Annotated in this window: 11 protein-coding genes; 4 read left to right on the top strand and 7 right to left on the bottom strand. The window is 71.1% G+C overall.

Annotated elements, in window-relative coordinates:
* Positions 1-67: 67 nt before the first annotated feature.
* From shc to dxs, 6 genes are all read right to left on the bottom strand, one after another.
* Positions 68-2,107: a squalene--hopene cyclase gene (shc, locus tag HBB12_RS08240; protein ID WP_236988897.1), complete on the bottom strand. Its 2,040-nt coding sequence runs from the start codon at positions 2,105-2,107 to the stop codon at positions 68-70.
* 77 nt (positions 2,108-2,184) lie between these two features.
* Positions 2,185-3,468, bottom strand: a complete 1,284-nt coding sequence (gene hpnE / locus HBB12_RS08235) for a hydroxysqualene dehydroxylase HpnE (protein ID WP_236992699.1) — start codon at positions 3,466-3,468, stop codon at positions 2,185-2,187.
* On the bottom strand, positions 3,465-4,325 hold the full coding sequence (hpnD, locus tag HBB12_RS08230) for a presqualene diphosphate synthase HpnD (RefSeq protein WP_236988896.1): 861 nt from the start codon (positions 4,323-4,325) through the stop codon (positions 3,465-3,467). Before hpnD ends, hpnE begins: the two co-directional genes overlap by 4 nt.
* The gene (gene hpnC / locus HBB12_RS08225; RefSeq protein WP_236988895.1) at positions 4,322-5,206 is read right to left on the bottom strand and encodes a squalene synthase HpnC; all 885 of its coding nucleotides are present in this window, start codon (positions 5,204-5,206) and stop codon (positions 4,322-4,324) included. The genes hpnD and hpnC overlap by 4 nt, the downstream gene beginning before the upstream one ends.
* Positions 5,203-6,240 (bottom strand): hopanoid-associated sugar epimerase, encoded by a 1,038-nt coding sequence (gene hpnA, locus HBB12_RS08220; protein ID WP_236988894.1) that lies wholly within the window; start codon positions 6,238-6,240, stop codon positions 5,203-5,205. The genes hpnC and hpnA overlap by 4 nt, the downstream gene beginning before the upstream one ends.
* A gap of 195 nt (positions 6,241-6,435) precedes the next feature.
* On the bottom strand, positions 6,436-8,409 hold the full coding sequence (gene dxs / locus HBB12_RS08215) for a 1-deoxy-D-xylulose-5-phosphate synthase (RefSeq protein WP_236988893.1): 1,974 nt from the start codon (positions 8,407-8,409) through the stop codon (positions 6,436-6,438).
* A 268-nt stretch (positions 8,410-8,677) separates the two neighbouring features.
* Here dxs and HBB12_RS08210 point away from each other — a divergent pair, with 268 nt between their 5' ends.
* The 4 genes from HBB12_RS08210 to ettA all read left to right on the top strand — a co-directional run bounded on the left by HBB12_RS08210 (position 8,678) and on the right by ettA (position 11,995).
* Positions 8,678-8,935 carry a hypothetical protein gene (locus HBB12_RS08210; protein ID WP_236988892.1) on the top strand — a complete coding sequence of 86 codons (258 nt, stop codon included), beginning with the start codon at positions 8,678-8,680 and terminating at the stop codon, positions 8,933-8,935.
* The gene (locus tag HBB12_RS08205; RefSeq protein WP_236988891.1) at positions 8,932-9,840 is read left to right on the top strand and encodes a DNA/RNA non-specific endonuclease; all 909 of its coding nucleotides are present in this window, start codon (positions 8,932-8,934) and stop codon (positions 9,838-9,840) included. Before HBB12_RS08210 ends, HBB12_RS08205 begins: the two co-directional genes overlap by 4 nt.
* A gap of 30 nt (positions 9,841-9,870) precedes the next feature.
* Positions 9,871-10,143, top strand: coding sequence for a hypothetical protein (locus HBB12_RS08200; protein ID WP_236988890.1), 273 nt, complete (start codon positions 9,871-9,873; stop codon positions 10,141-10,143).
* Between the two features lie 199 nt (positions 10,144-10,342).
* On the top strand, positions 10,343-11,995 hold the full coding sequence (ettA, locus tag HBB12_RS08195; RefSeq protein ID WP_236988889.1) for an energy-dependent translational throttle protein EttA: 1,653 nt from the start codon (positions 10,343-10,345) through the stop codon (positions 11,993-11,995).
* Positions 11,996-12,105: 110 nt separating this feature from the next.
* Here ettA and HBB12_RS08190 read toward each other — a convergent pair whose 3' ends face one another.
* Complete coding sequence (locus HBB12_RS08190; protein WP_236988888.1) at positions 12,106-13,335, bottom strand: polysaccharide biosynthesis/export family protein; 1,230 nt, start codon at positions 13,333-13,335, stop codon at positions 12,106-12,108.
* Positions 13,336-13,600 lie beyond the last annotated feature (265 nt).

Raw genomic sequence — 13,600 nt, 5'->3', positions numbered from 1 at the left:
CGGGGAATGCCCGAGCCCGGGCGGTCGTTCCGGGCCGGCGCGGTTGCGCCGCGGGCCCGGCCCCTCGCTACATCCCCACCGCGACCTTGCGGCTGTTGCCCCGCTGGAGGTTGCGGTAGCGCGCCAGCGCCCAGAGCGGGAAGAACTTCGCGTAGCCGTGATAGCGCAGGTAGAACACCCGCGGGAAGCCGGTCCCGGTGTAGAACTCCTCGCCCCACAGCCCGTCGGCTCCTTGCGTGCGGGCGAGATAATTGACGCCGCGGGCCACCGCCGGGTGATCGGCCTCGCCCGCCGCCATCAGGGCGATCAGCGCCCAGGCGGTCTGCGAGGCGGTGCTGCCGGCCCGCTCGTAGCCGCGATATTCGAGCTTGTAGCTCGCCGCGTCCTCGCCCCAGCCGCCATCCGGGTTCTGGATCGCGACCAGCCACTCCACCGCCTTGCGGACCGGCGCGGAGGCCGGGTCGTGTCCGGCGGCGTTCAGCGCGCAGAGCGCCGACCAGGTGCCGTAGATGTAGTTCATGCCCCAGCGGCCGTACCAGCTGCCGTCCTCCTCCTGGTCGGCCAGCAGGTAGTCGACGGCGCGGGCGAGGGCGGGGCTCGTCTCCTTGGTCTCGCCGAGCTGCGCCAGCATCGAGATGCAGCGGGCAGTGACGTCGGCGGTCGGCGGGTCGAGCAGCGCGCCGTGGTCGGAGAACGGGATGTAGTTGAGGTAGTGATAGGTGTTGTCGGCATCGAAGGCGGCAAAGCCGCCGTCGCGGCTCTGCAGGCCCTCGATCCACTCGCGGGCGCGTGCGATTGACTGGGTGTAGTCCGAGCCGCCCTCGCCGGGACCGAGGCGGGTCTGCGCCCGGTCCATCGCCATCGCCACCACGGCGGTGTCGTCGAGGTCGGGGTAATGGGCATTGTTGTACTGGAACGCCCAGCCGCCCGGGCGCACGTCCGGCTTGCGGGCGGCCCAGTCGCCCTTGATGTCGAGCACCTGGAGGGGCTTGAGCCATTCGAGGGCGGCGCGGGCCTGGCGCTCGTTCTCCGGCCCGCCAGCCTCCATCAGCGCGTGGGCGGCGAGCGCCGTGTCCCAGACCGGCGACAGGCAGGGCTGGACGTAGGCCTCGTGCTCCTTGACGGTGACGAGCTTCTCCACCGCCGAGCGCGCGGTGACGACCAGCGGGTGGTCCTCCGGGTAGCCGAGTGCCTCGTACATCAGCACCGAATTGGCGATGGCGGGGTAGATGGCGCCGAGCCCATCCTCGCCGTTCAGCCGCTCGCTGACGAAGGCCACCGCCTTGTCGAGGGCGCGGGCCCGGGGCTTCTTCGGGAAGAACGGCTCGACCACCCGCAGGATGTCGTCGATGACCGCGAAGACCGGACGCCACGGCGAGGATTCCTGGGCGCCGGAGGGCCAGCGCCGGATCCGCTCCGGATCCTGGGTGAACAGCTCGCGCACGCCGATCCCGCGCGGGTTCTTGGCCCGGGGCTTCTTCACCTGGAGCACGAAGAGCGGCACCATCACGGTACGGGCCCAGTACGACACCTTGTCGAGGTGGAACGGGAACCACCGCGGCAGCAGCATCACCTCGACCGGCATGACCGGCACGGCGCTCCACGGCACCTGGCCGTAGAGGGCGAGGAGGGTGCGGGTGAAGACGTTGGCATGCGCCGCGCCGCCGCGCTGGAGGATCGCCTCGCGGGCCCGGCGCATGTGCGGCGCGTCGATCGGGTCACCGATCATCTTCAGGGCGAAATACGCCTTGACGGACGCGCTCATGTCGAACGCCCCCTCGTGGACCAGGGCCCAGCCGTGATGCAGCGGGCTCTGCGTCCGGCGCAGGTAGACGGCGATCTTCTCCTCCAGCTCCCGCGGCGGGATCGACGCACGGAAGTGGTGGTAGAGGATGTACTCGGACGGGATGGTGGCGTCCGCCTCGAGCTCGAAGCACCAATGCCCGTCGGCATGCGCCAGCTGCGTCAGCGCCCGGGACGCGGCCGAGACCCGCCGCTCGACCTCGTCGAGGGTGATGTCCTGCGTGCTCTTGCGTTGCAGCGTCTCGACCTTGCCCACGGTGTCTCTGCCTTCCTCTGGTGAGGGCGGCTCCGCCCCGCCGCCCATGATGCCATCCCGGTATATTTTCGCAGTGCACAAAACGCCGCGCACGCTCACGCTGTTCCCGAAACCGGGCCCTGGCGTCAAGCGGCTCCACGCAACGCAGCGTTGCTACGGTTACTGACCATTACCTGCGCCGCCGTCGCCCCGGACCGGATCGCGCCCTCGATGGTCGAGGGCAGCCCGGTCGCGGTCCAGTCTCCGGCGAGCGCCAGGTTCTCGATCTGCGTGCGCGCCCCCGGCCGGCGCGCCGCTTCTGCCGGCGTTGCCGCGAAGGTGGCGCGCTTCTCCTTGACGATCTGCCAGCGCGGCAGGGGCTCGCCGGCGTAGCCAGAGAGCCGCGAAACCTCGTCCCAGATCGTGCGGGCAAGCTCCTCGCGCGGCACGTCGAGCAGGCGGTCGGCGCCGCTGATCGTCACCGAGAGCCGGTCGGGATAGGAGAACAGCCACTCGGTCACGCCGCCGACGACGCCGAGGAGCAGCGGCGCCCCGGGCTTCGGGGGAACCGCGAAATGCGCGTTGACGATCGAGCGGTGGCTCTGCGGCGTCTCCAAACCCGGCATCAGGTCGGCGGCGACCCAGGGCGGCAGGGCCAGCACCGCCGCGTCGTCGGGCCCGAGTTCCTCGGCGCCATCCGTGAACTCGAGCCGGGTCAGGCGCCCGTTCTCGATCCCGAGCGCCCGCAGGCGCCGACTGAGACGCACCTCCGCGCCGGCCTTCGCCAGGGCTGCCAGAGCCGGATCGACGAAGGCCGCCGACAGGCCCTCGACGGCAACGAGCGGCCGGCAGGCCCGGCCGCCGGCCCCCAGGGTCTCGCGCAGGATGGTGGCGGCAAGCCCCGCATCGCTCTCCTGCGGCTCGGTGTTGAGGGCCGCGAGCAGCACCGGACGCCACAGCCGGTCCCACAGCAGTCCTTCGCATGCCATGCTCTCGCCGATCGTGGCCGAGCGCGTCGCTCCGCGGAAGATGCCGAGGGGGGCGAGATAGTCGCGGGCGCGGCTGCCCGGCACCCGCCGGCGGGCATCGAGCACCCACCAGGGCAGGCGCCCGGCATTCGGCCGCAGGGTCCAGCGCTCGCCGGTGGCGAGGTCGGCGAAGGCGAAGGCGGCCTCGTCAGGCCCGGCGAGCACGCCCTCGGGGGCGCCGGCGAGCGTCAGGAAGTCGAGGGCGTCGCGGTTGCCCGACAGCAGCAGGTGGTTGCCGTTGTCGATCGTCAGCCCGAGGGTCGGATCGAAATAGGAGCGGCAGCGCCCGCCGGCCTGCTTGGCCGCCTCGTGCACCACGACGCGCTGGCCGGCCTTGGCCAGCCGCAGGGCCGCCGAAAGGCCGGCAAGGCCGGCGCCGAGAACATGGACTGTGCCCATCAGACGATCGCGTGACGCAGGAGAACGCCGATCAGCGCGAGCTTGCCGGGCTTGACCCGCACGCGGGGCGCCGCCCAGCCGCGCTTGCGCAGGCCGACGAGGATCAGGTGATAGGCCGCGCCCATGATCCGGGGCGCCTTGGTGGCCCGGCGCGATTCGCGGTTCATGATCGCCCAGGACGCATCGTAATGCCCTTGCGCCTCGTCGAGGAGCCGGGCGCAGACCTCCCCGAGACGCGGATGGGCGAGGGCCGATTCCGGGGTAGGATGGGACAGCCCGATCGCCGCCAGCGGCTCGGCCGGCAGGTAGAGCCGGCCGCGCTCGGCATCCTCGTCGATGTCGCGCAGGATGTTGGTGAGTTGCAGCGCCCGGCCGAGATGGTGGGCGAGCCTGATGCCGGGCTCCTCGGGAAGGCCGAAGATCCGCACCGAGAGCCGGCCGACGGCGCTGGCGACGCGGTCGCAATAGAGGTCGAGGGTGGCCGAATCGGGGGCGACGATGTCGGCCTCGGCATCCATCGCCATGCCGTCGATCACCGCCTGGAAGTCCTCGCGCTTGAGTCCGAATTGGCGCACCGGGCCGACGAGGGCCTGTGTCCGCGGCACCGGGCGGCCGGCATAGAGGGCGTCGATATCGGCGCGCCAGCGGTCGAGCTCGGCCGCGCGGACCTCGCGGGCACCGCCATCGTCGGCCACGTCGTCGACGGCGCGGCAGAAGGCATAGACCGCGTACATCGCGTCGCGCTGCTCGGCCGGCAGCAGCCGCATGGCGGTGTAGAACGACGAGCCGGCAGCCGGCAGGGCCGGGGCCTCGGCGGACGCCTCGGCCTGGGCTGGGGTCTGGGAGGCGAGGGCGGTCACGAACGGGCTCCCCGCAGGGCCGGATGGAGATGGCGGCGGAACGGCCGCCGGGCGAGCGTGGTGGCGGCGGCGCCGAGCGCGGTCAGCGCGAAGGCGGCCTTGCCGTGATGGACCTTCTCGCTCAGCGGATCGCGCACCAGCAGACCGCGGGCGAGCAGCACCGCGAGGCGGTGGATCGCCGCGATCTCCATGGCGAGCCGGGTGTCGTCGATGAGATCCGGCAGGGGCCGGCCCTCCTCGAGGAGATCGAGGCAGCGTTGCGCCAGGTCCTTGATCACGGCGCGGAGCGCCGGGGTGGCGCGCTCACCGGCCAGATCCTCGATCCGGGCGCCGTGCTTCTCCAGGGTCTCCCGCGGCAGGTAGACCCGGTCGACGTTGCGAAAATCCTTGCCGCAATCCTGGAGGTGGTTGATCACCTGGAGAGCGGTGCAGATCGCGTCCGAGGTCGGCCAGGTGCGGCCCGGATCCTCGCCATGCACGTCGAGGACGAAGCGGCCGACCGGGACGGCCGAGTAGCGGCAGTAATGCGCCAGCTCGTCCCAGGTCTCGTAGCGCGTCTTGTGGGCGTCCATCCGGAACGCGTCGAGCAGTTCGAGTGCGTGGCGCGGCGGCAGACCGCGCTCGGCGAGCGAGCGGCGCAAGGGCGCGGCTTCCGGATCGTCGGGGCCCTCAGCCGTCAGCGCGTCGGCGAGACGATCGAGGAGCGTGATCTTCTGCTCGGGCGACAGACCCGCATTGTCGGCGACATCGTCACCGGCGCGGACGTAATAGTAGAAATCCAGGATCGGGCCGCGGTGGCGCGGATGGATCAGGTGCGAGGCGACCGGAAAGTTCTCGTCGCGGTGCCCCTTGCCGGAGCGCGCCTCGGTGACGGTGGTCATCGGATGTATCCCGCCTGACGGAACCAGGCGACGGCGTCCGACAGGCCGTCGCGGTAGGGCCGGGCCGCGTAGCCGAGTTCGGCCCGCGCCTTGGCGTCGGAGAAGAACATCCGGTAGCGCGACATCCGGATGCCGTCGATCGTGGCGAGCGGCGCCTTGCCGGTGATCCGGGCGGCGAGTTCGGACACGAAGGCGACGGGATAGACCGCCGCCCGCGGCAGCCGCACGGTCGGGGGCTTTCGCCCGACGAGGCCGGCGATGTCGGCGAGCATGCGCGACAGCAGCACGTCCTCGCCGCCCAAGATGTAGCGCTCGCCGATCCGGCCCTTGTGCAGGGCCAGCAGATGGCCCTTCGCCACGTCGTCGACATGGACGAGGTTGAGGCCGGTATCGACGAAGGCCGGCATCTTGCCGTTCGCCGCCTCGACGATGATCCGCCCGGTCGGGGTCGGCTTGACGTCGCGGGGGCCGATCGGGGTCGAGGGATTGACGATCACCGCCGGCAGGCCCTCGCGGGCCACCATCTCCTCGACCACCCGCTCGGCCACCACCTTGCTGCGCTTGTAGGCGCCGATGGCGGTCTCCGGTGTCAGCGGCCGGGTCTCGTCGGCCGGGGTGCCGTCGTCGTGCGGCTTGATGGTGGCGACGCTCGACGTATAGACGACCCGCTCGACACCAGCCTCGAGCGCCGCCCGCATCAGGGCCCGGGTGCCGTCGCGGTTGGTGCGCACGATCTCGTCCGGGTCCGGCGCCCAGAGCCGGTAATCCGCCGCCGCATGGACGAGGTAGCGCATGCCGCGCATGCCGGCCGCCGCCGCCTCGGGGTCGCGCATGTCGCCCTCGACGATCTCGACGTCGGGCCAAGTCAGGTTGGTGCGCGGACTCGTGGCGCGCACCAGCACCCGCACCGGGAAGCCGGCGGCGCGGAACACGTCCACGAGCGCCGGGCCGAGGAAGCCGCTGGCGCCGGTGATCAGCACCGGGCCGGGCTCGAATCCGGACGTGGATGCGCTGCTGTGCTGGGCCTCGTTCATGCGTTCCTTCTCGGCGGCTCGGGCGGTGGGCCCGCTCGTCCGACAATGACATCAATTCGGACATCAATTCGGGAAGCCGGGCCGCTTCTGCCAGCCCGGCGCCATGCCCGCAAGGCATGCGCGACCGATCGCGGATGGGCGTGCCGCCCGCGCATCAGCGACCTGCCACCGGGATGAACCCGTCGGTGCGATCTCTCAGGCGAGGCGCAGGCGCCCCCCGCGTTCGGCCGCCGTTTCGCGCGCCGGCAGCGTGGCCTCGACGACCTTGACGATCGAGGCCGCATCGAGCCCGGCCTCGGCATACATCCGCTCCGGCGAGTCGTGGTCCTGGTAGCTGTCCGGCAAGGTCAGCGTCCGCACCCGCACCTTGCCGTCGTCGAGCGCCCCGCGCGACGACAAGAGGTGCAGCACCATCGCACCGAACCCGCCGACAGACCCCTCCTCCAGCGTCACCAGAACCTCGTGGCTCGATGCCAGATCCAGGATCAGCGCCTCGTCGAGCGGCTTGGCAAACCGCGCATCCGCCACCGTCACGGCGATGCCGGCCGCCTCCAGGCGTTCGGCCGCCTTCAGCGCCTCCGCCAGACGCGTGCCGAGGCTCAGCAGGGCCACCCGCGCGCCCTCGGGACGGCGGATCACCCGGCCCTTGCCGATCTCCAGGACCTCGCCCTTCTCGGGAAGCTCGACGCCGACGCCCTCGCCGCGCGGATAGCGGAACGCGATCGGCCCCGTATCATGCGCGTGCGCGGTCGCCACCATGTGCACCAGCTCGGCCTCGTCGGCCGCCGCCATCACCGTCATGTTCGGCAGGCAACAGAGATACGCCAGGTCGAAGGCGCCGGCATGGGTCGCCCCGTCCGCCCCCACCAGGCCGGCCCGGTCGAGGGCGAAGCGCACCGGCAGGTTCTGCAACGCCACGTCGTGGACGAGCTGGTCGTAGCCGCGCTGCAGGAAGGTCGAGTAGATCGCGCAGAACGGCTTGAACCCCTCCGTCGCCAGGCCGCCCGCGAAGGTCACCGCGTGCTGCTCGGCGATGCCGACGTCGAAGGTCCGCTCCGGATGCACCTTGGCGAACAGGTCGACGCCGGTGCCCGACGGCATCGCGGCGGTGATCGCCACCACCTTGTCGTCGATGTCGGCCGCCTTGATCAGGCTCTCGCCGAACACCCGCGTATAGGCCGGCGCGTTGGGCTTGGCCTTGGTCTGCTTGCCCGACACCACGTCGAACTTCACCACCGCGTGGCCGCGATCGGCGGCGGCCTCGGCGGGTGCGTAGCCCTTGCCCTTCTGGGTCACGACGTGGACCAGCACCGGGCCGTCCGGCGCGTCGCGCACGTTCTTGAGCACGGGGAGCAGGTGGTCGAGGTTGTGGCCGTCGATCGGCCCGACATAGTGGAAGCCGAGCTCCTCGAACATCGTGCCGCCGCCGGCGAGCATGCCGCGGGCATATTCCTCGGCGCGGGCGGCGGTGTCGTAGAGGGCCTTCGGCAGCAGGCGGCCGAACTGCTTGGCGGTGTCGCGGAGCGAGCGGTAGGTGTCGCCCGAGACGAGCTTGGCGAGGTAGGACGACATCGCGCCGACGGGGGGCGCGATCGACATGTCGTTGTCGTTGAGGATGACGATCAGGCGGGACTTCAGCGCGCCGGCATTGTTCATCGCCTCGTAGGCCATGCCGGCCGAGATCGAGCCGTCGCCGATCACCGCCACCACGTTGCGGCGCGGCGGCGTCTCGCCGCGGGCTCGTGCCGCGGCGTCCGAGAGGTCGCGGCCGATCGCCATGCCCAAGCCGGCGGAGATCGAGGTGGAGGAGTGCGCCGCGCCGAAGGGATCGTAGGGGCTCTCGGAGCGCTTGGTGAAGCCCGACAGGCCGCCGCCCTGGCGCAGCGTGCGGATGCGGTCGCGGCGGCCGGTGAGGATCTTGTGGGGATAGGCCTGGTGGCCGACATCCCAGATGATGCGGTCGTCGGGGGTGTTGAAGACGTAGTGGAGGGCGACGGTGAGCTCGATGACGCCGAGGCCCGCGCCGAGATGGCCGCCGGTGACCGAGACGGCATCGATGGTCTCGGCGCGCAGCTCGGCGGCGAGCTGCGTCAGGTCGCTCTCGGGCAGCTGGCGCAGGTCCGCAGGAATGCGGACGCGGTCGAGGAGGGGAAGGACCAGATCGGACACGTCGTGACACTCGCTCATTCGGGGGCGGATCCCGCGCGGCGGCACGCCGGGGATCCTCGCAGATGGCGGCCGTTATACCGCAAGCGGCCGATCGCGCCATCGGCCGCGCGCTGACGCGCCGGTTGCGGTTGTGCGCGACGTAGCAACTCCGAAGAACATTCTGAACTCACGGTGAATTCCAACCCCGAGGCGACACCTGCGCGGGGATGCCCTAGAATGTGCGAGAGACGGCGCGATTGGGCCAATACGCACTCCCCTCGGAGGTCAGATGGGACGGTCGATACCGGTACGCTGGCTCGTCCTCGGCGTTCTGCTGACGGCGCAGAGCCTCCTGCCGGGCCTGTCGGGAGACGCGCGGGCTGTGCCGCTCTATCCGGCGCTCGATCCCGCCTGGCTGCCGCACCTGCCTCGTTGCACGCGGTCCGACCGCACCTGCGACACCGTCTCGCGGCGCCGGGTTCCGGTGTGCACCTGGCGGGTGCGCCCGACGCCCGAGGGCCTGCGCCGGGTCCGGATCTGCGCGTGACGAGCATCGCTCCGCTCCGCTCGCGGGTGTCGCCGGCCGGCCGCGCCCTCCTGCTGCTCCTGGTGGTCTCGGCCGCCCCGGCGCTGGCGCGGAACTGCCCGGAGCATTTCGCCGGCGGCACGCCCCCGGTCCTCACCAATCCGCGGCTGTCCGCCGACACCACGCTCCTATGCTACCAGGCCTTCGCGGTCCTCTATTCGGGCCTGTCGCGCACGCCGCTCTACGCCGCCGAGCACCTCACCGCCGCGCGGGTCGAGGCCGCCCGCCGGATCGACCGGGTCGATGCCTTCCACGAGGAGGACAGGCTGCCGGAGGCGGTGCGCTCGGACCTCGCGGATTACGCCGGCAGCGGCTGGGACCGGGGCCACATGGCGCCTTCCGGCGACATGCCGAGCCCGAGCACGCAAGCCGAATCCTTCACCCTCGCCAACATCGTGCCGCAGGACCCGGACCTCAACCGCCGGCTCTGGGCCGGGATCGAGAGCAGCGTGCGGGCGCTGGCGATCGAGCGCGGCGACCTCTTCGTCGTCACCGGGCCGCTGTTCGAGGGCACGAGCGTGCAGTCGCTGCGCGGCCGGGTGCTGATCCCGACCCGCCTGTTCAAGGCGGTCTACGACGCCAATCGCGGCGAGGCGGGAGTCTACCTCGCCCGCAACGCCGCCCCGGGCGAGACCTGGGAGGCGATCTCCCTCGACCAGCTCGCAGGCCTCGGCGGCATCGTCGCCTTCCCGGACCTGCCGGATTCGGTCCGCCGCCGCATCATGAAACTGCCCGAGCCGCGGCGCGACGAATATGCCGGCGGCCCGCGCAGCCGCCGCGAGCCGAGCATCCTCGACTGGCTCGCCGCCGAGCTGCGCCGCGCCGCCCGCCGCGCCTGGCGCGACTTCCTCCGCTCGCTGTTCTGACGAGCCCCGCCCAACCCATACGAGCCTCCCATGCCCGCGCACGCGAAGCCCGCCTTCACCCCCTTCGCCGACGATGCCGCCGTCCAGACCCTCGGCGGCCTGACGCTCGAGAACGGCACGGCGCGGATCGCGCTGCACGGCTCCCTCGACCTTGCCCGCGACCGGGAGAGCCTGGAGCGGGCGAGGGCGCTGGCCAAGACCCTGGCGGCGATCGTAGCGGCCCTGGAGGGCGAGACCGATCTCCCCGAGCGGGCCGAGGAGGTCCGGGTGGCGACGACGGAGGTCAGGAACCCGTTCGGGTGAGGGCGTCCCCGGGCCGCCTTGCACCCCCCCGACGGCCCTGGTAAGCGCGGGAGCACTCCCAATTCCGACGCGCGGCCGCCCGCGCCGGCGCCCGTCGGGCAGGATCGTCGCCAGGATTTCCGACAAGCCTGGACCATCCGCCCGCCCCGCCCCGCATCCGGCCGGACCCGCGCGCAAGACACTCCGAAAGGACCGGCCCATGGCCCGTGAATTCATTTACCACATGCGGGGTCTGACCAAGACCTATTCCAGCGGCAAGAAGGTGCTCGACAACGTGCACCTGTCCTTCTACCCGGACGCCAAGATCGGCGTGCTCGGCGTCAACGGCGCCGGCAAGTCGACGCTCCTGCGCATCATGGCGGGCATCGACACCGAGTTCTCCGGCGACGGCTTCGTGGCCGAGGGCGCGCGGGTCGGCTACCTGCCGCAGGAGCCGCAGCTCGATCCGGACAAGACGGTCCGCGAGAACGTGATGGAGGGCGTCGCCGAATCCCAGGCGATCCTCGATCGCTACAACGAGCTCGCGATGAACTATTCCGAGGAGACGGCGGACGAGATGACCCGTCTCCAGGACGAGATCGAGGCCAAGGGCCTGTGGGATCTCGATTCCAAGGTCGACCAGGCGATGGACGCCCTGCGCTGTCCGGGCGACGACGTGGCCGTGGCCACCCTGTCGGGCGGCGAGCGCCGCCGCGTCGCCCTCTGCCGCCTGCTGCTGTGGCAGCCGGAACTGCTGCTCCTCGACGAGCCGACCAACCACCTCGACGCCGAGACCGTCGGCTGGCTCGAAGGCCACCTGCGCAATTACCCGGGCGCGATCCTGATCGTCACCCACGACCGCTACTTCCTCGACAACGTCACGAGCTGGATCCTCGAGCTCGATCGCGGCCGGGGCATCCCCTACGAGGGCAACTACTCGTCCTGGCTGGTTCAGAAGCAGAAGCGCCTCGCCCAGGAGGGCCGCGAGGAGGAGTCGCGCCAGCGCACCATCGAGCGCGAGCAGGAATGGGTCTCGGCCTCGCCGAAGGCCCGGCAGGCCAAGTCCAAGGCCCGTATCTCCCGCTACGAAGAACTCGTCGCCAAGTCGCAGGAGAAGGGGCCCTCGACCGCCCAGATCGTCATCCCGATCGCCGAGCGGCTCGGCAACAACGTCATCGAGTTCGACCACCTGGAGAAGGCCTTCGGCGACCGGCTGCTGATCGACGACCTGTCGTTCAAGCTGCCGCCGGGCGGCATCGTCGGCGTGATCGGCCCGAACGGCGCCGGCAAGACCACGCTGTTCCGGATGATCAACGGCCTGGAGACCCCCGACAAGGGCGAGATCCGCATCGGCGAGAGCGTCAAGCTCGGCTATGTCGACCAGTCCCGCGACGCGCTCAAGCCCGACGCGACGGTCTGGCAGGAGATCTCGGGGGGCAACGACATCCTGTATCTCGGCAAGCGCGAGATCAACAGCAGAGCCTATTGCGGCGCCTTCAACTTCAAGGGCTCGGACCAGCAGAAGAAGGTCGGCGTCCTGTCGGGCGGCGAGCGCAACCGCGTCCACCTCGCCAAGATCCTGAAGAGCGGCGCCAACGTGCTGCTCCTCGACGAGCCGACCAACGACCTCGACGTCGACACCCTGCGCGCGCTCGAAGAGGCGCTGGAGGATTACGCCGGCTGCGCGGTGATCATCAGCCACGATCGCTGGTTCCTCGACCGGATCGCGACCCACATCCTCGCCTTCGAGGGCGACAGCCACGTCGAGTGGTTCGAGGGCAACTTCGCCGATTACGAGGCGGACAAGAAGCGCCGCCTGGGCGTCGATTCCACCATCCCGCACCGGATCAAGTACAAGAAGTTCAGCCGCTGAACGAAAACCGGGGGCGGCGTTTCCGCCGCCCCGTCATCGACACGAAGAGAAACGGGCCCCGCGGGGCCCGTTTTCGTTTCCGGGATGGGCCGGGACCGCTCGATCGCCGCCTATTTGGCCACCTGGTAGAGCGAGGCACCGGCCGAGACCGGCGCGGTGACGGTGGAGAACACGCTCAGCACCTTCTGCACCTCGGTGAAGGGGGCGTTCGAGACGTAGACGAGGTCGCGGTTGCGCATCCGGAAGGCCTGGGAGACGAACAGGCTGTTGGGATCGCGCATGTTGATCCGGTAGACCACCGGCACGAAGTTCGAGGACAGGAGCGGGCTGCCCGGACGCAGGCGGCGCACCACCGAGGCCGGCTCGAACCGGAACACGAACACGCCGGCCGGATCGGCCTGGAAGTCGCGCAGCCCCCCGGACTTGGCGAGCGCCTGGGCCAGCGTGATGCCCTCGGCCGAGAACGGGATCTCGTAATTCGCCCCCGTGGCCCCGACCGCCAGGAAGGTCTGGGGGTCGCGCACCAGGGTCAGCGTGTCGCCCGGGCGCAGGAAGATGTTTTCGCGCGGGTTCGAGACGACCGCGGTGAGCGGCACCGTCGCCGTGGCCGAGCCGCGCGAGAGACGCACGAAGGTCTCGTTCACCGGCGCCGAGACGCCGCCCGCCGTGGCGATGACGTCGAGCAGCCGGTCGCCCTTCTCGGTCAGCGGCACGCGGCCGCCGCCGAGGCTGGAGGCCGGGCCACCGCGGGCCGCCGCCAGGCGGGCCCCGCCGCCCGTGGACGCCGCCTCGCCCAGAACCGTGACGCTGGTGCTGAGCGGCGAGTTCACCGTGATGAGCACCTGCGGCTGGATCGCCTTGCCGGCGAGATCCTGCTCGATCTGCGCCTGTACGTCGGCCGCGCGCTTGCCCGCGACCTTGATGCGGCCGGCATAGGGCACAGAGATCGTGCCGTCGCGGGCGACGATCTGCTCGGGGATGCTGGAGGATTTCGAGCCGGTGGACATGCCCCCGATCATGGGGCCGGAGAACAGGCCGCCGCTACCGGCCTCCCAGATCGTCACCGTGATCCCGTCGCCGACGCCGATCACCGGCTGCACCGAGGGGCGGCGGTCGCCGAAGGAGGCGAGCAGGCTGTCGAGGGGTCTGCCGCGCAGGGCCTCGACCACCGCGGCGTCGACGTCGACGATCTCGTAGCGGGCGAGCAGTCCCTGGTCGGTCGCCACGTCGGCACCCTCCACGACCGCGCTCGCCGTCGGACCGGCCGCGGGCAGGAAGCTGCTGCATCCTCCGATGAGGCAAGCAGCCGCCAGGACCGCTGGCATACCGACGCGCACCATGCACCACCCTCCGAAACCACCCGGGCCGTCCGCGACGGCCCTGCCGGTCTTCCCGCTCCATCGATGCCGGCGCGCCGGCATCCGTCCCGTTCGATCGTCCGCGCGCTCGCGGCCGTATTCGGCCACGCTTCGCCGCTTCTCCCTACCATCCCGGGATGCGGGGAGCGATGAGCGCGGCGCTCCGCATGCACAAGCGGCGCCGGTGTTGCACGGCGCCCACGCCCGAGAGCCCGAACATCCGGCAACTCGGCCGCAAATGCGTCGC

It is taken from the genome of Methylobacterium sp. SyP6R, assembly GCF_019216885.1.
Classification (GTDB): Bacteria; Pseudomonadota; Alphaproteobacteria; order Rhizobiales; family Beijerinckiaceae; genus Methylobacterium.
Note: the sequence above shows the minus strand (reverse complement) of the source record. Positions and strands in the feature narration are given on the sequence as shown.

Excerpts from the sequence above, each read along its gene's own strand:
- shc (WP_236988897.1), bottom strand. The coding sequence starts at position 2,107 with ATGGGCGGCGGGGCGGAGCCGCCCTCACCAGAGGAAGGCAGAGACACC.
- hpnC (WP_236988895.1), bottom strand. The coding sequence starts at position 5,206 with ATGACCACCGTCACCGAGGCGCGCTCCGGCAAGGGGCACCGCGACGAG.
- hpnA (WP_236988894.1), bottom strand. The coding sequence starts at position 6,240 with ATGAACGAGGCCCAGCACAGCAGCGCATCCACGTCCGGATTCGAGCCC.
- HBB12_RS08210 (WP_236988892.1), top strand. The coding sequence starts at position 8,678 with ATGGGACGGTCGATACCGGTACGCTGGCTCGTCCTCGGCGTTCTGCTG.
- HBB12_RS08200 (WP_236988890.1), top strand. The coding sequence starts at position 9,871 with ATGCCCGCGCACGCGAAGCCCGCCTTCACCCCCTTCGCCGACGATGCC.
- ettA (WP_236988889.1), top strand. The coding sequence starts at position 10,343 with ATGGCCCGTGAATTCATTTACCACATGCGGGGTCTGACCAAGACCTAT.
- HBB12_RS08190 (WP_236988888.1), bottom strand. The coding sequence starts at position 13,335 with ATGGTGCGCGTCGGTATGCCAGCGGTCCTGGCGGCTGCTTGCCTCATC.